Source organism: Afipia sp. DC4300-2b1, assembly GCF_049895725.1.
Taxonomy (GTDB): Bacteria; Pseudomonadota; Alphaproteobacteria; order Rhizobiales; family Xanthobacteraceae; genus Afipia; species Afipia broomeae.
Genome location: NZ_JAFCSX010000004.1, coordinates 150,396 through 165,827, shown reverse-complemented (window position 1 = coordinate 165,827; position 15,432 = coordinate 150,396). Strand labels below are relative to the sequence as shown.

Annotated in this window: 14 protein-coding genes; all 14 read right to left on the bottom strand. The window is 58.5% G+C overall.

The genetic code is table 11. The features are described from left to right. Positions 1 to 15: 15 nt before the first annotated feature. Positions 16 to 720 carry an ABC transporter ATP-binding protein gene (locus ACP7AL_RS17335; protein ID WP_006019488.1) on the bottom strand — a complete coding sequence of 235 codons (705 nt, stop codon included), beginning with the start codon at positions 718 to 720 and terminating at the stop codon, positions 16 to 18. Further along, positions 707 to 1,528, bottom strand: coding sequence for an ABC transporter ATP-binding protein (locus ACP7AL_RS17330; protein ID WP_425993235.1), 822 nt, complete (start codon positions 1,526 to 1,528; stop codon positions 707 to 709). Before ACP7AL_RS17330 ends, ACP7AL_RS17335 begins: the two co-directional genes overlap by 14 nt. Then, a complete protein-coding gene (locus tag ACP7AL_RS17325; protein ID WP_425993234.1) occupies positions 1,525 to 2,559 on the bottom strand; it encodes a branched-chain amino acid ABC transporter permease in 1,035 nt (344 codons plus the stop codon). The genes ACP7AL_RS17330 and ACP7AL_RS17325 overlap by 4 nt, the downstream gene beginning before the upstream one ends. Beyond that, positions 2,556 to 3,428 (bottom strand): branched-chain amino acid ABC transporter permease, encoded by an 873-nt coding sequence (locus tag ACP7AL_RS17320; RefSeq protein ID WP_006019485.1) that lies wholly within the window; start codon positions 3,426 to 3,428, stop codon positions 2,556 to 2,558. The genes ACP7AL_RS17325 and ACP7AL_RS17320 overlap by 4 nt, the downstream gene beginning before the upstream one ends. Before the next feature lie 98 nt (positions 3,429 to 3,526). Next, positions 3,527 to 4,681 (bottom strand): ABC transporter substrate-binding protein, encoded by a 1,155-nt coding sequence (locus ACP7AL_RS17315; RefSeq protein WP_425993233.1) that lies wholly within the window; start codon positions 4,679 to 4,681, stop codon positions 3,527 to 3,529. 159 nt (positions 4,682 to 4,840) lie between these two features. Beyond that, complete coding sequence (locus ACP7AL_RS17310; RefSeq protein ID WP_425993585.1) at positions 4,841 to 6,208, bottom strand: L-serine ammonia-lyase; 1,368 nt, start codon at positions 6,206 to 6,208, stop codon at positions 4,841 to 4,843. A gap of 38 nt (positions 6,209 to 6,246) precedes the next feature. Continuing rightward, positions 6,247 to 7,203: an LLM class flavin-dependent oxidoreductase gene (locus ACP7AL_RS17305; protein WP_425993232.1), complete on the bottom strand. Its 957-nt coding sequence runs from the start codon at positions 7,201 to 7,203 to the stop codon at positions 6,247 to 6,249. Positions 7,204 to 7,223: 20 nt separating this feature from the next. After that, on the bottom strand, positions 7,224 to 7,994 hold the full coding sequence (locus ACP7AL_RS17300; RefSeq protein WP_425993231.1) for a CoA-transferase subunit beta: 771 nt from the start codon (positions 7,992 to 7,994) through the stop codon (positions 7,224 to 7,226). Further along, positions 7,987 to 8,958 (bottom strand): CoA transferase subunit A, encoded by a 972-nt coding sequence (locus ACP7AL_RS17295; protein ID WP_425993230.1) that lies wholly within the window; start codon positions 8,956 to 8,958, stop codon positions 7,987 to 7,989. Before ACP7AL_RS17295 ends, ACP7AL_RS17300 begins: the two co-directional genes overlap by 8 nt. After that, complete coding sequence (locus ACP7AL_RS17290; RefSeq protein ID WP_425993229.1) at positions 8,955 to 10,472, bottom strand: pyridoxal-phosphate dependent enzyme; 1,518 nt, start codon at positions 10,470 to 10,472, stop codon at positions 8,955 to 8,957. Before ACP7AL_RS17290 ends, ACP7AL_RS17295 begins: the two co-directional genes overlap by 4 nt. Before the next feature lie 82 nt (positions 10,473 to 10,554). Beyond that, positions 10,555 to 12,981, bottom strand: coding sequence for a 5-amino-6-(D-ribitylamino)uracil--L-tyrosine 4-hydroxyphenyl transferase CofH (gene cofH / locus ACP7AL_RS17285; protein ID WP_425993228.1), 2,427 nt, complete (start codon positions 12,979 to 12,981; stop codon positions 10,555 to 10,557). Further along, a complete protein-coding gene (gene cofC, locus ACP7AL_RS17280) occupies positions 12,981 to 13,679 on the bottom strand; it encodes a 2-phospho-L-lactate guanylyltransferase (RefSeq protein ID WP_425993227.1) in 699 nt (232 codons plus the stop codon). The genes cofH and cofC overlap by 1 nt, the downstream gene beginning before the upstream one ends. Continuing rightward, positions 13,679 to 14,659: a 2-phospho-L-lactate transferase gene (gene cofD, locus ACP7AL_RS17275; RefSeq protein WP_425993226.1), complete on the bottom strand. Its 981-nt coding sequence runs from the start codon at positions 14,657 to 14,659 to the stop codon at positions 13,679 to 13,681. The genes cofC and cofD overlap by 1 nt, the downstream gene beginning before the upstream one ends. Then, positions 14,656 to 15,423, bottom strand: a complete 768-nt coding sequence (gene cofE / locus ACP7AL_RS17270; protein ID WP_425993225.1) for a coenzyme F420-0:L-glutamate ligase — start codon at positions 15,421 to 15,423, stop codon at positions 14,656 to 14,658. The genes cofD and cofE overlap by 4 nt, the downstream gene beginning before the upstream one ends. Positions 15,424 to 15,432: the final 9 nt, after the last annotated feature.

Below are 15,432 nucleotides of genomic sequence, written 5' to 3'. Positions count from 1 at the left end.
TGCGCCGTCAGATCGTCAGCCGCCGAGATAAGCCTCGCGAATGTGCTTGTCGTCGATCAACTCTTCTCCCCGCCCCGACAACACGATCGACCCGGCTTCCATCAGATAAGCATAGTCGCACATATCCAGCGCGGAGTAGGCATTCTGCTCCACCATCAGCACCGTGGTGCCTGATTTGCGGATTCCGTCGATGATCTCGAACACCTGCTCCACAATATTCGGCGCGAGCCCCAGGGATGGTTCATCGAACATCATCAGCTTCGGTTTGGACATAATCGCGCGGCCGATTGCCAGCATCTGCTGCTCGCCGCCCGACAGAGTCCCTGCCACCTGACTGCGCCGCTCCGCAAGCCGGGGAAACTGCGTGAGAACCCGATCACGATCCTCCGCAACACCATCAGCGTCACGCCGCAGATACGCCCCCATATCGAGGTTCTCCTCGACTGTCATGTCAGGGAACACCCGGCGTCCTTCAGGACAGTGGGCAATACCTCGCGCCAGAATCTCCCGCGCCGAACACCGGGTGATGTCTTCTCCTTCGAAGATCATGCGGCCAGACGCCGAGGGCAAGATTCCAGAAATGGAGCGCAATGTCGTGCTCTTCCCGGCCCCGTTCGCGCCAATCAGCGCGACGAGCTGCCCCTGCTTGATCGAGAGAGAGATACCCTTGATCGCTTCAACTTTGCCGTAACGGCAAACGAGATCGCTAATCTCTAGCACGTTTCTTCGCTCCTTGCCCGAGATAAGCACGAATGACTTCAGGATTACCCTGAATTGCCGACGGTGGGCCTTCGGCAATGATCCGGCCGTAGTTAAGAACAACAATGCGGTCCGACACGCCCATCACCATTGGCATGTCATGCTCCACGAGCAGGATCGTGACGCCGAGACCGCGTAACTTATCGAGAAGCTGCATGAATCGCGCTGTCTCCGTTGCGTTCATGCCCGAGACCGGCTCATCGAGCAGCAGCATCGAAGGATCCGCAGCCAACGCCAATGCCACACCAAGAAGCCGCTGATCGCCATAGGCGAGCGAGCCTGCCATTTCACGCGAGCGGCGTTCAATACCAACCAGCGCCAGGATTTCCGCCGCGCGTGTCCGCAGTTCCTTTTCAGACTCACGCTCCCGCGGCAGCGCCAGCAAGGTATCCCACAATTGCGAGCGGCCGCGGCGGTGCAGGCCGATCATGACATTCTCGAACACGCTGACACTCTGGAACACGCTGGTGCGCTGAAACGTCCGCACCAGGCCCAATGCCGTAACTTCGTGCGGCTTCAGATTGTTCAGCGACGTGCCGCGATAAATCACTTCTCCCTTTGTCGGCCGAAGGAAGCCCGTGATGACATTGAACGCGGTCGTCTTGCCCGCGCCGTTCGGCCCGATCAGACTGACGACTTCGCCTTCGTTAACGACGAAGTTCATGTCCGAGATCGCAACAAGACCGCCGAAGTGAACCGCAATGTGTTCGATTGAGAGTGCCGGTAGCGTCTTGGCTGCTTGAACCTTAGCTGCTTGAGCCTGCATCATGGCGCATCCTGCATCTTGGCTTCCGGCGCAATGGCAGGATCCCTGGTTTCATCGACCCCGAACCATTTCTCAATGGCCGGAACGATCCCCTGCGGCAGCACGAACACGATCAGGATCATGAACACCCCGTAGAGAATCCACTGAATTTCCGGAGCGGCGAACGAGCGCGCAACAACGGGGATGAACCCGAAAATCAATCCACCGACGAGTGGCCCTGCCAACGTTCCTTTGCCGCCGGTAATCACCATGATCACCATGGTAACGGTGTAGAGAAAGAGGAAGACGTCGGGATCGATGATTTTCAGATAGTGCGCGTACAGGCTTCCTGCCGCTCCGGCGATGCCGGCAGATACGACAGCCGCCAAAACCAGATAGCGGGTGACGTCGATACCGACGGAAACCGCCAGCGATTCATTCTCCTTCAGCGCCACCATCGCGCGCCCAACCCGCGAATTCACCAGGCGGCTGATGATGATGTAGGAGATAACCACGACGCCGAGGACAAGATAGTAGTTCGATTGCTTGCTGAAGAAATCGAAATAACCGAGCCCCGGAAGTCCGAGTGTCATGGGCGGAATCGAAGTCAGCGCCAGTGGACCTTGGGTCAGTTCCACCCAGTTCAGCGCCACAAGTCGGACAACTTCCGCAAAGCTGATGGTCACAATGACGAAGTAGGCACCCCGAACCCGGAACGACAGCTTGCCCACAATGTATCCGCACAGCCCGGACGCGAGTATGGCGACGATAAAGCCAAGCCAGACGGGCCATGGCTCATGAACGACTCGGATGCCGCCGATCAGTTCCACGTCGAACCCGAGCGCCGTCAGCGCGCTGACGTAAGCCCCGATACCGAAAAAGGCGACATGACCGAGACTCAGCTGGCCGGTGTAACCCAGCAGCAGATTGAGGCTCATCGCCGCGATGATGAAGATCCCCGTCGTGATAAAGGCATTCAGGAGATAAGGATCCTTCAGCCACAACGGAACCGATGCGAATACGACAATCGCAATCCAGGGGAGAAGCCGTTTCATCCAATTCGCTCCGATCGTGCAAAGAGTCCGGTCGGTTTGAAAAGCAAGACCGCGATGATAATCAGAAAGCCCATGGCGTCGCGGTAACCCGACGAGATGTACCCGGCGCCCATCTCCTCGGCAAAAGCCAGGATGAAGCCACCGATGGTTGCGCCGCCGATGCTGCCGAGACCGCCGAGAATGACGATGGCAAACGCCTTCAGCGATGCGATGTTGCCCATCTGCGGTGAGATCACGTAAACCGGCCCGAGCAGCGCGCCTGCGGCGGCCGCTAGCGCCGAACCGATGGCGAAGGTGGCCATGTAGATCGCCTGAATGTTGACACCCATCAGCGAGGCGGTGTCGGTGTCCTGGAATGTCGCACGCATCGCCTTGCCGAGCTTGGTGCGGTTGATCAGGAAATACGAGATGGCGATCAACGCCAGCGCCGCGAAGAATACGAAAAGCCTCAGCCACGACACCGAGAAAGGACCAATCGTCAACGGCGTCTCCGGAAACGGCGTATTGACTGCCTTCGCGACGCCGCCCCAGACGTACTGCTCTGCGTTTTGCATCACGATCATCGCACCGATCATGATCAGCATGGTAGTGTCGATATCGGCACCACGCATCGGCCGCAGAAGAACGAACTCAATCAGTGCGCCAAGAAGGCATCCGGCGACAATCGCAAAAAGCAGCGCCAGAAAAAAGTTGAACCCAAGCATCACAGCGATGAAGTACACGAAGTACGCACCGAACGCATAAAGCTCGCCGTGGGCAAAGTTCACCACGCGCATGATGCCAAAGATCAAAGTCAGGCCGATTCCGAGCAGCGCATATGTGCTGCCGAGGATCAGCATGTTGATCATGTGTTGCAGAAATTCAGTCATCGAGCTTTATCCAGGTCAAAACTCATCGTTCGGCGGAGGCCGCCGTGCCTTTGGAATGGAAAGGCGCGGGCATCGAGACGATGCTCGCGCCTCCATGCTTACAGCTTGGGAAGAACGACCTTAGAGTTGTCGATCTTGATCAGGTAGACGTTGGGCATGCTCTGCCCGCTCTCCTTGCCGGAGGGCCCCTGCTTCTCGAACTTAATCTTGCCGTTCAGGCCGAGCAGTTCGGTCTGCCACAACGCGGCAGCGATCGCCTCGGGCTCCGCCTTGCCTGCCTTCTCGATAGCAGCTGCGATCGTGCGGATGCCGTCGTATCCACGGAAGCTCTCGGTCGCGCCGGCGAAGTTGAAGCCGCGCTTTTTCCATTCGCCAAGGAAGTACTTGGTCGCCGGCGGATTCGGCGTCTCGTCCGGATACCACGGAGCGAACGTCGTCAGGTGGAACGTTCCGTTAGCAGCGACGCCAGCCTGATCGATCAACTGATCGGGATTCTGCGAGCCGCCAGTCGTCACGATCTGCTTCTTGATGCCGAGCGCTGTTGCCTGTTTCAGAACGAGCGTGAGCTGCTCGACAGCAGTCGTCACCATGATCGTGTCAGAGTCGGTTGCCTTAATTTTCGACAACTGAGCGCTCATATCTTGAGCGGACTGGTCCATCGTCTCGACGAGGCCAACCTGGATATTTTCAGCCTTCAAGACCTTTCCGAAATCTTCAGCGGCGCCGCGGCCCCAGTCATTGTTGATGACAAGGAAGTCCGCCTTCTTGATCGACAGCTTGGGAAGAATTGGCTTGAACGCCGCGGCTTCGACCGACGACGGCGGCGAGATGCGGAAGATGTAGGGATTGCCGGTCGTCGTGATCTTGCCCGACGAAGACGTCTCCACCACCATCGGAACCTTGTATTCCATCAGCTTCGGCATCACGGCCAGCGTCAGGCTCGATCCCCAGGCGCCCATGATGACCGGCACCTTGTCGGCCGTGATCAGCTTCTCGGCGACAGCCGCAGCTTCAGTCGGGTTGCTCTTGTTGTCCTCGACGACAAGCTCGATTTTCTTGCCGAGAATGCCGCCTTTGGAATTAATTTCATCAGCGGCGATCTTGGCGCCGTTGACGACATAGGTACCCGACGCAGCAAAGGGTCCGGTCAGCGGTTCGTTAACGCCGATTTTAATCGTCTGGGCCGCGGCCTGACCGGCAACGCCAGCCGACAGCAACGCGATTGTCGCAAGTAGTTTGGTGTGTTTCGCCATCTTCCATTTCCTCCGTTTGAGTGCGGAAATCAGGTCTTTTTCAAGCAAAGCTTGTGCCAGTTGTCCGCTTGTATTTATCTAACTGTCGTCCCTAACCCCGATAGTCCTATTTTTAGTATCTTAGTATCATCTGCAAAGGCCGCTCGCCGTCAAGTTTTTTCAGCAATCCGGCACACTGACCGCGAGCCCTCCGCGCGACGTTTCCTTGTATTTCGTCTGCATATCGGCCCCGGTATCCCGCATCGTACGGATAACCTGATCCAAAGTAACGTGATGCGACCCATCGCCGCTCAGCGCCAGCGACGCCGCATTAATGGCCTTGATCGCGCCAAATGCGTTGCGTTCGATGCAGGGGATTTGCACCAGCCCGCCAATCGGATCGCAGGTCATTCCGAGATGGTGCTCCATCCCGATCTCCGCGGCATTTTCAATCTGCCGACTGCTGCCGCCCAGTGCCGCTGTCAGGCCGGCCGCAGCCATGGAGCATGCCACACCCACCTCCCCCTGACACCCGACTTCAGCGCCGGAGATGGAGGCGTTCATCTTGCAGAGCCCGCCAACCGCTGCGCTGGTCAGGAGAAAAATCCTGACGCCGTCCGGGGAGGAGCCCTCGCAATGGTCGGTGTAGTACCTCAGAACTGCAGGAATGACGCCAGCGGCGCCATTGGTCGGGGCAGTAACAACCCTGCCGCCTGCCGCATTTTCCTCGTTCACAGCGATCGCATACAGGCTGGCATAATCCATCGCTGCGATGGAATGCCGCACGTTGCGGCTCTCCGACGCCTGCAGCCGGGCATGCAGCGAGCGAGCACGACGCTTGACCTTCAAGCCACCCGGCAACTGACCATCGGTGCGTATCCCGCGGTCGATACAGTCGAACATGACCGCGACGAGACGATCGAGCCGATCGTAGACTGACGCTTCATCCGCAAGTGTGGTTTCGTTCGCGAGAACTACCTGCGCGATCGAGAGACCGGAGCGGTCGCACATTTCGATCAATTCAGCCGCGCTTCGATAGTCGAATGGAATGGCCGCGGACGACTCTGCTGCAGAACCCGTTTCGCCCTCTCGCTGAACGAATCCGCCGCCGAGCGAGTACCAGGTTTCGGCCCATAACTCGTGGCCAGCCTGATCAAGGGCCGCAAATCGGAGCGTATTCGGATGAACCGGTGTCGGCTCATCAAAATTGAAAACGATATCCTGTACCGGGTCGAAACGGATCGTCATTCCATCCTTCAGTACGAGCTTGGTCGTGGCAGAAACGACAGCGATGCGGCGGTCCGCATCATCAGGATCGACAGTCTCCGGCGAGAAACCAGAAAGCCCAAGCATAACGGCCTTGTCCGTTCCATGACCACGCCCGGTCCACGCAAGGGATCCAAGCAACGTGACTTGCAAGCGTCTCAGGCACGAGCGCTGAGATTCATCAAGGGCCGACATGAAGGCCGCAGCGGCCTTCATCGGGCCTACCGTGTGAGAGGATGACGGCCCGATCCCGATCTTGAACAGATCAAAAACACTGATCATGACAGGTGACCGGGCATCGCCCGCTCCAGCTTGGGTTGTTACTTCGCCCTCAGCCTTGGAATGACCTCCTTCGCGATCAGTTCGACCTGATCCATCCGGTACTTGTAGGGCACGAAGATGATCTTCTGAACGCCGACAGCCTGGTGAGCCTTCAATTGCTCGACGCACTCATCGACGTTGCCCATGATGGCGCTCTCGCGCGAGCAGTCGCTGTGTTCAGGGAAATCCCATTCCTTGTTCAGCCACTCGTTCATCTCATCCTGAACGGCAGCCTTGGACGGACCGATCATGATCGGCAACTGCGAAGCGTTCAGAAGCTTGTCAGGATCCTTGCCGCCCTCCTTCGCGAAGTTGCGGAGCTTGGCCCAAGATTTTGCGAAAGCTTCGGGTGAATAGAAGTAGGTCAGCCAGCCGTCGCCGACAGTTGCTGCGCGCTGCAGGACCCTGTCGACATAGCCACCGATAAGGATAGGCAGAGTCGGCTGCTGTGCCGGCTTAGGATACATGACCGCGGCCGAGATGTCGTGAGCCATGTACTTTCCATCGACCATCGGCTCCGACCACAGACGGCGCATGATTTCCAGATTTTCATCCATCAGCTTGCCGCGCTTGTCGAACGGAATACCCATGGCATCGAACTCGCGCTTGTACCAGCCTGACGCCATGCCCATCAGCAGACGGCCACCTGAGAACTGATCCATACTGGACAACTGCTTGGCCAGTGCAACCGGGTTGCGCAGCGGCAGAACAAGAATGCCGGTGCCGAGCTTGATCTTGCTGGTGCGCGCGGCGATTGCTGTCAGCGTTGTCAGCGAATCCAGGATCGGAAAGTGCGGGTCCACACCAAGAAGAATGTGATCCCAGACCCAGAGCGAATCGTAGCCCAGTTCCTCGACGCGCACACCGTAGTCCATCAGCGCTTTCGCATCCGGCATTTCGGGATAGGCAGTGAAATTGCGTGCGGCGATACCGAACGTGTTCGACAGTACGGTCATGTTTGCTTCCTCGGTTTTTCTTATGCGATGAAGAGACGATCGGGATCGAGCATTCGCAGCGTGGTCAGCTCGTGCTCGGTGGGCGGCTCAGTGACGTTGACCTGATCGTCAAAAATCAGATCGAAACCGGTGTTGTCCTGGACCTGTTCGCGCGTGATTCCCGGATTGAGGGCGAGCACCTTCATCCGGCGCGAGGTTTCGTCGAAGCCGAACACCGCAAGTTCAGTGATCACACGGTACATGCCGCCTTCCGGCAGCCCGCTTTCAGCGCGGGATTTTCCGCCGCGGATAAAGCCAGGGCTGGTTATGAAATCGACCTGATCAACGAAGCGGCGCTTCTCGTGCTTCATCGCAACGATCATGTTGGTCAGGCTGGAAATGTCGTTTCCGCCGCCAGTCCCCGGAAGCCGTGTCTTGGGCTTCTCGGAATCGCCAATAAAGGACGAGTTCAGATTTCCGTACTTGTCGATCTGTGCGCCGCCCATGAAGCCGACGTCGACATATCCGCGCTGCAGCAGCAAAAGAACTTCGGCGCTGCCCAGCACCATGTTGGCACGCTTGGTACAACGCTGATCGTTGGTCGACGGCGGCAACTTGCCCGGCTCGACAAACGCACCGATCACGCCGCCTTCAAACAGGATTGTTAGGCCAGGGCAACGCAGGCGCTGCGCCAGCGTCGCGGCCAGCAAGGGAACGCCAATGCCGGCGAATACAACCTGACCTTCCTTGAGCTGGCGCGCGCTCAGGATCGCCAGCATCTCCGAAGCTGTATGACGATTCTGTTCAGTCATCGAAAATGCTCCTGCCCCTGCGGCTCGCCGTCACGATTTCGTCCATCCCGATCTTCGCAAGAAAATCGTTCCAGGTTTTCGGTCCGTAGACGTACTCGTCGAGATACTTCTTCATTCCACCAACGGGATCGCCGTTCACCTGCGCCACGTACGCATTAAGATGGTTCATCATCGGCTCGTAGACGCCATAACACTCGTGCGGCGCGGAGCCGTAAGGCACCTCCACCACCGCATCGACGCAGAAAAATGGAATCTTCGTCTGGTCAGGTGCGCGACGAATCTGGTCGTTGGAAACAATCCGCTCGGTGGTCAAGATCACGCGGTTGGCTGCCATCGCAAGATCGATATCCATGAACTGCAAGCCATCGATCTGGGCATTGCCGTAAGCATCGCAGCGCTGCACGTGGATCACCGCCACGTCCGGATTCAGCGCGGGGACAAGCAGCACTTTCTCACCGGTGAAGGGACAATCGAATTCCTTGGCTTCCGGACGAATGCGGGCCACATCGGAGCCCAGCATCGAACGCATCGGCATGAACGGAACACCCATCGCGCCGGCACGGAAGCGCATGCCGACACCCATGTGGCTCCATTCGTCGTAACGTGCCGTTCCGCCTTCAACATGGTGGCGCATCACCTTCGAAAGGCCCCACAGGATGCCTTGGGCGAACCAGCTCGAAATGATGTGATTGGCTGCACCGGATCCCAGCAGCAGATCGCCGTCAGTCGAGATAATGCAGCGCGAACAGGAAAGTTCTTTCTTCCGCGCCCGGATCAACTGCCAGATCATGGCCATCGGCGTGCGCGATATGGTCGAACCCCCGATCCCAACCGATGCGCCGTCACTGACAAATGATGCCGCTTCTTCCAGACTCACAACCTTCTCGCGAAGACTTCGGTCTCGGCGCGCGAGGTTCTCTCGCAGCTTCTGATATGGCTGGACGATATCCTGACCTACGCTCATGAATTTGCCTTGCCTGCCATTTCGGTCTTGTACTGCGGCCCGAAGGCCTCAACGTTGAAATCCTCGATCAGGCGATCCCATTCCGAAAGGCTCGATACGAGACCATTCCAGAACGACTGGTGCCTGCGGCGCTCGAAATCTTCGACACTGACGCCCTGCTGCTCCACCCAGGTGTAGTAGCCGAGATTGAAAACCTGCCGGCGCAACTGATTGGTCAATTCCACGACATTGTCGGTTGCGATCGACGTTAGGCAGAAGCCAAAAATCTCTCCCGCATTAACTTCGTCAAACGACGGAAAATGCTTCGCGCGATAGCTGTCACGCTCGCTGTCATAAAGCGACGCACTATCGGTCGCGATGGTGACGATGACGTCATCGGGTCCGTAGTGAAGCTGTTTTGCGAGTTTGATCGAGGCGACAACGTTGGCGAAGCCGGAAATGCCGACATCCGCGAAGGCTGCAACCAGCTTACCGTCGAGTTTCTGGCGACCCTGAAGATACTTTCGGCCGACATCAGAGCCGAACAGCAGATTGAGGCTGTCGGTGACACGATCCGAGACGCCGACGACAACGTCGGTGTTCATCACGTTATGGATGAATGGAATATGCTTGTCGCCGATACCCTGAATATTGTGCTCGCCGTAGCCGTTGTTCAGCATCGTCGGGCATTCGAGCGCTTCGACCGCGGCAATCTTCGTCCCATGCCGCGTCTTCAGATAGTCGCCTGCCGCAATGGTGCCGGCCGAGCCGGTCGCCGAGACAAACGCGGCGAGACGCCGCTGGCCGCTGCCGTTGAACGCGAGAAACGCCTGCTCTGCCGCACTGCCCGTGCAGGCATAGTGAATGATATAATTCGAAAATGCCGAGAACTGATTGAGAATCACGTTCTGCGGATCGCGAGCAAGTTCAGCGCACTTGTCGTAGATTTCCTTGACGTTGCTCTCGGTGCCGGGTGTGCGCACGATATCATCCGGATGCGCAACCCACTTTTCGAGCCACTCAAACCGCTCGCGGCTCATGCCCTCGGGAAGCACGGCCACACCGCGGCAGCCAAGCACACGCGACACCGAGACGCCGCCGCGGCAGTAATTCCCAGTCGAAGGCCAGATCGCCTTTTGCTGCTCCGGATCGAACCGCCCCGTCACAAGCTGCGCTGCCAGCGCCGAATAGGCAGGCAGGACTTTGTGCGCGCCGATCATCGGAAAACGCCGGCCGAGCAATACAACAATCGGCGCTTTCACACCGGTGAGCGCTTCCGGGAGCACGAGATAACCCGGCACATCGATCCGGCTGGTGCGATCGGCCCCGTTGTACCAATGGACCCGCCAGAGATTTGCGGCATGAGGTTCGTCGGGCGCAATATCCACCAGCGCCTTCGACGCCGCGGCGGGAATGCTGGACGGGTTGGCAAGCTGCGAGAACGTCGGCATCACCACGCCCCGCTCGCGCACCCGCGCAATGGCTCTCGCGCGCTGCTTGCTATCGACTATGTCGGGATTGATGACCGAAGACATACCAAACTTCTTTCAGGCTCACACCGATTTGAATGATACTAACGTTAGTAAAATAGGATGTCTAGGCCGGTGCTGTCCGATCCTATGAAATACTTGCGGCATGCACGTTTTTGTCACCATTGACCGCCATTCGCGCAGCAGCCGCGTCAAACGAACGCAACCGGACGTCCTCTTCCGCATTGCGATAAAGTGTCGTGCGCTGCCTCGGATTGCGCCCGGCCGAGAGGATGATCGCTTCCATGTCTTGCGGCGTCATTTCCTGGCCATGGGATGCACCTGCTGAGCGCGAAATGCTCTCGTCCATCAAAGTGCCGCCGAGATCGTTGACACCCGCCATCAGACATTGGCGAACGCCATCGGCGCCAAGCTTTACCCAGGAAGCCTGAATGTTGGGGATATGCGGATTGAGCACCAGCCGCGCGACCGCATGCATCAGGATCGCTTCGCGGAACGTGGGCCCTGGCCGCGCACGGCCCTTGAGATAGATCGGCGCTTCCATGTGAACGAACGGCAACGGCACGAACTCGGTGAAGCCGCCGGTATCCATTTGCAGATTGCGGATGCGCAGCAGGTGGCGCGCCCAATGTTGATAACCCTCAATATGACCGAACATGATGGTAGCGGTCGAACGGAAGCCCACCTGATGCGCGGCGCGCATCACATCGAGCCACTGCTGGGTGTTGATCTTGTCGGCGCACAGCACCGCCCGCACTTCATCATCGAGAATTTCGGCCGCGGTTCCCGGCAATGTGCCAAGGCCCGCCGCCTTCAGCTCGCGCAAAAAATCAATTACAGGAATTCCCAGCGTCTGAGCGCCCTGATGAATCTCCAGCGGCGAGAACGCATGCATGTGCATCTGCGGTACAGCCTGTTTCACCGTCCGGCAGATATCGAGATACTTCTGTCCGGTATAGGACGGATGAATGCCACCCTGCATGCAGACTTCAGACGCGCCGCGTTCCCAAGCCTCGACCACGCGGCCGGCGACTTCGCTCATCTCCAAATCGTAAGGCCTGCCGCGCAGATTCTCGCTCATCTTGCCCTTGGAGAAAGCGCAGAACTGACACTTGAATGAGCAGATGTTGGTGTAGTTGATATTGCGCGTGACAACATAGCTCACCGTGTCGCCATTCTTCTCACGGCGCAGTTCATCCGCTGCACGGCAGATGGCCGCGAAGTCATCACCACGCGCCCGAAACAGACGGACGACTTCTGCTTCGCCCAGCGTGACTCCGCGCTGGGCTTTCGCCAACACCTGTCCAAGGTTCGCGGATGGTGTGGCCGATGGCGCTCTTTGAATCCAGCCGAGTTCACGTGAAGGCAATTGCCCGACGTGGCCGGGGCACCAGTCATCAACACGAGGCGCACCATCACCGTCAATGTGATTGAGCACCGAGGTCCGCAAACCAGCATCAACCCATCGGGATGCATCTCGCGCGAACGACGGATAGATCGCAAGGCGCTCGACGAGATCCTTGCCCGCCGCCTTGGTTGCCGCTTCCAAAAGCCGCAGATGCGGCCACGGTGCTTCCGGATTGACGTGATCCGGCGTGACCGGCGACACCCCGCCCCAGTCGTTGATGCCCGCTGCCACAAGCCTGCCCAGTGCACCGGGGCTCAGATTGGGCGGCGCCTGAATGTTCATTTCCGGATCGAAAATCAGCCGCGCGAGCGCAATCGTCCAGAGATGATCCTCGACATCCGGCGAATCGGTATTCGCCATACGCGTGCCGGCCTTCGGACGGAAGTTCTGGACGATGATTTCCTGAATGTGTCCGTACTGATCATTAAGATCGCGCAGGGCCAGCAACGAGTCGATGCGTTCCTGCCGCGTCTCTCCGATACCGATGAGAATCCCGGACGTGAACGGTACGTTCCGTTCACCTGCCAATCGCATCGTTTCGAGGCGAGCGGCCGGAATCTTGTCCGGCGAACCATGATGAGCACCGCCCTTCTCGGCAAGACGGTTCGAGATGCTTTCCAGCATGATACCCTGAGATACCGAAACCTTACGCAGAGCGTCGATGTCTTCTCCGCTCATCAGACCGGGATTGATGTGCGGCAGCAGACCCGTTTCACGAAACACCGTAGCTGCAGCTTCTGCGAGATAGGACAGCGTGGTGAGATGTCCCAGCCTGTCCAGCTCCTCACGAGCGACGCGGTAGCGCAACTCAGGCTTGTCCCCCAGGGTGAACAGCGCTTCCCTGCATCCGGCCTTCTTGCCTGCTTGCGCAATGGCAACCATCTGCTCGATTGAGAGATAGGGCTTCTCGCCATTGCGCGGCGCATGCGCGAAGGTGCAGTAATGGCAAACGTCGCGGCAAAGCTGCGTCAGCGGAATAAAGACCTTACGCGAATACGATACCTGATGCCCATGGACGGCGTCGCGCCGTGCGGCAGCGGCGGCAAGAAGCTGATCGAGATCGCCCACATGAATGAGTTCGGACGCCTCGTCGCGGCTCAATCGGTGGTCCAGCGGAAATTCCTGCAACAAAGAAAGGACCGTCATCACATATGCCTCACGCAAAGCGGCAGCGCGCCAACACCCAGGCGGTTTGAAACATTCAGTTCTGCGAGCAGCGCCGCTGTCAGCGAATACTTTCCGGTCGCGATCGGCGCGACCAGGTCCTGTGGGCGATCGATATCCCGCCCGATGCCGTCCGAGCTGACGACGCCGCAGGCAAAGCCCTTCGCCCGTGACTGCATCTGATGACGCAGATAGCTGTCCTCGCCGAATTTCGGCACGATCATATCTGGCGCGCGCATGGCGAGAGCGTTGGTGCCGCCATCGGACAAGGCCGGCGCCAACACCACAGGATTGTGCTGAAGTTCAGCGATGATCGCCCGCAGATCACTTGCGGTAGCAAACGGCACATCGGCCGGAACAATCAGTGCACTTGCCACTGCATCGAGTGATTCCAAACCCTGCTGAACCGCCGCATTGACACCTGCTTCCGTGCCATCGTGGACGACCCGCGCATCGAACAACGACGCAAGATTTGCAACCATCGGGTCGCTGGTAACGACCACAATGCCGGCAAGTTCGGAGGCACACAACGTCGTCAGAACTTCGTGCAGCATGGTACGTGCAAGCTTGACCCGCTCGTTGTGCGACAAAACCGGCGCGAGCCGCTGCTTGGCCTGGCTCAGCCGTTTAACAGGAACAACAGCCCAGATGTTTGAAGGGTTTTCAGCGAACGTTTCCATCACGTCACTTTCCTTCTTTCCGCGGTTGCCAGCCGCTCCGCAAATTCCAGGCAATCGGCTGCCAGCCGGTCACGGTCTTCCAGGCTCCGCATCCACGTGGATGTCACATGCACAGGCATGTCCACCTTGCCGGCATCGCCACGATCGGTCTCGTCGATGATCAATCCGTCGATAAAGCGATAGTGCCCGGCGATCGCGACAGAGTTCGCCGGCACGCCTAGCTCAGCCATGATCTTTGCGGTTGGCCCCTTCACCGCCTGCCCACCGATCAACGGAGAGATCGCGAGAATAGGCGCGGTCACGCGCTCGAGAGCATTCCGAATATCCGAAACGGCCAGAATAGGATCGACACTCAGATACGGATTCGACGGACAAACAATGACAGCAGCAAGGTTTGGGTTATTGAGCGCCGCCAGAACCTGATCGGAAGCCGCTGCATGCTCCGCATTCTTGAATTCAAGCCGCTTCACCACCGGCGCGCATTGCAGCCCGACGAAATAGCGCTGAAATGGCAGTGGCCCATCGGCTGTCATTACCGTGGTCTCGACGCGATCATCCGACATGGGAAGGATGCGCGAAGCTATCCCGAGCCGGCGCGCCATCGCGGTTGTGAAATCCGTGAGCGACATTCCCGCGCGCAGCGCGCGTGTACGCTCAACATGCATCGCGAGATCGCGATCGCCGAGCCGGAACCATGTCTCGCCACCCAAGCCGCCGAGCGACTCCATGAAATTCCAGGTCTCGTCCGCCCTGCCCCAGCCGCGCTCGATATCGCTGAGACCGCCGAGCGTGTACAGAACTGTATCGATGTCCGGCGAGACATGAAGTCCAAGATGCTCGAAATCATCGCCGGTGTTGACGATTATAGTCAGATCGGCGCCGATAAGACGCTCCAATCCGAGCGCCAGCTTGGCGCCCCCAACGCCGCCGCAGAGCGCGACGACCGGCCGTCCACGAAGCGATGATGGTTGGACGCTCATCGGAACATGTCCCGTTCGCGAGGGCGCACCAGCGCCGATGCAGAACGCGGCGCTGCGTCGAATGTCAGACCGCGCACCACAACCACCGGCAGACCTTCGGCCGCCTGCCCCATCAAGAGCGACGCGCCGGCGGCGATCTCATCGGCCACCGCGATTTCAGTCATCTGCATCTTTCGGCCGAACATATCCGGCTCACCGATCATATCGAGCAATGACGGTAGGCCCGCAGCACCGAGCGCAACACCGACGACGCCGTTGCGCCACGGACGCCCGAAACTGTCATTGATGATGACGCCAACCTTTGCACTAAATGCTGCGTCAAACCTGGCCTTTAACTGCACCGCAACACCATCCGGGTCGCGCGGCAACAACAGCACGCGCTCCTCGCCATTAATGTGCTCGATGTTCGATTGATCGATTCCCGCATTGGCCATCACGAATCCAAGCCGATGTGCAACGATCATGACGTTGGGACGATGGCGCACGACCTCGTCGGATTCCGACAGAACGACTTCGATGTAACGTGCGTCCTTGCCGACCTGATCGGCAAGCATTCGCGCCTTGTCAGAAGGAATCACGTCCTTCAATGCAACATAGCGGTTCTCTGCTTTTGAGACGATCTTCTGGGCGATTACGACGATGTCGTCGGAGAGCAGCGAAAGCTCCGCCTTGTTCAGAGACTCGACAATGAGCGCAGCAAGATCATCGCCCGGGGCAATCAGCGGGATACCGGGTACAGCATGATATGTGACGCTCTTCGCCATCGCGAACGA

Bases quoted from the DNA above. Each gene is read 5' to 3' on its own strand.
- cofC (WP_425993227.1), bottom strand. From the start codon at position 13,679: ATGGAAACGTTCGCTGAAAACCCTTCAAACATCTGGGCTGTTGTTCCT.
- ACP7AL_RS17320 (WP_006019485.1), bottom strand. From the start codon at position 3,428: ATGACTGAATTTCTGCAACACATGATCAACATGCTGATCCTCGGCAGC.
- cofH (WP_425993228.1), bottom strand. From the start codon at position 12,981: ATGACGGTCCTTTCTTTGTTGCAGGAATTTCCGCTGGACCACCGATTG.
- ACP7AL_RS17310 (WP_425993585.1), bottom strand. From the start codon at position 6,208: ATGATCAGTGTTTTTGATCTGTTCAAGATCGGGATCGGGCCGTCATCC.
- ACP7AL_RS17305 (WP_425993232.1), bottom strand. From the start codon at position 7,203: ATGACCGTACTGTCGAACACGTTCGGTATCGCCGCACGCAATTTCACT.
- cofD (WP_425993226.1), bottom strand. From the start codon at position 14,659: ATGAGCGTCCAACCATCATCGCTTCGTGGACGGCCGGTCGTCGCGCTC.
- ACP7AL_RS17325 (WP_425993234.1), bottom strand. From the start codon at position 2,559: ATGAAACGGCTTCTCCCCTGGATTGCGATTGTCGTATTCGCATCGGTT.
- cofE (WP_425993225.1), bottom strand. From the start codon at position 15,423: ATGGCGAAGAGCGTCACATATCATGCTGTACCCGGTATCCCGCTGATT.
- ACP7AL_RS17295 (WP_425993230.1), bottom strand. From the start codon at position 8,958: ATGAGCGTAGGTCAGGATATCGTCCAGCCATATCAGAAGCTGCGAGAG.
- ACP7AL_RS17315 (WP_425993233.1), bottom strand. From the start codon at position 4,681: ATGGCGAAACACACCAAACTACTTGCGACAATCGCGTTGCTGTCGGCT.
- ACP7AL_RS17290 (WP_425993229.1), bottom strand. From the start codon at position 10,472: ATGTCTTCGGTCATCAATCCCGACATAGTCGATAGCAAGCAGCGCGCG.
- ACP7AL_RS17330 (WP_425993235.1), bottom strand. From the start codon at position 1,528: ATGATGCAGGCTCAAGCAGCTAAGGTTCAAGCAGCCAAGACGCTACCG.
- ACP7AL_RS17300 (WP_425993231.1), bottom strand. From the start codon at position 7,994: ATGACTGAACAGAATCGTCATACAGCTTCGGAGATGCTGGCGATCCTG.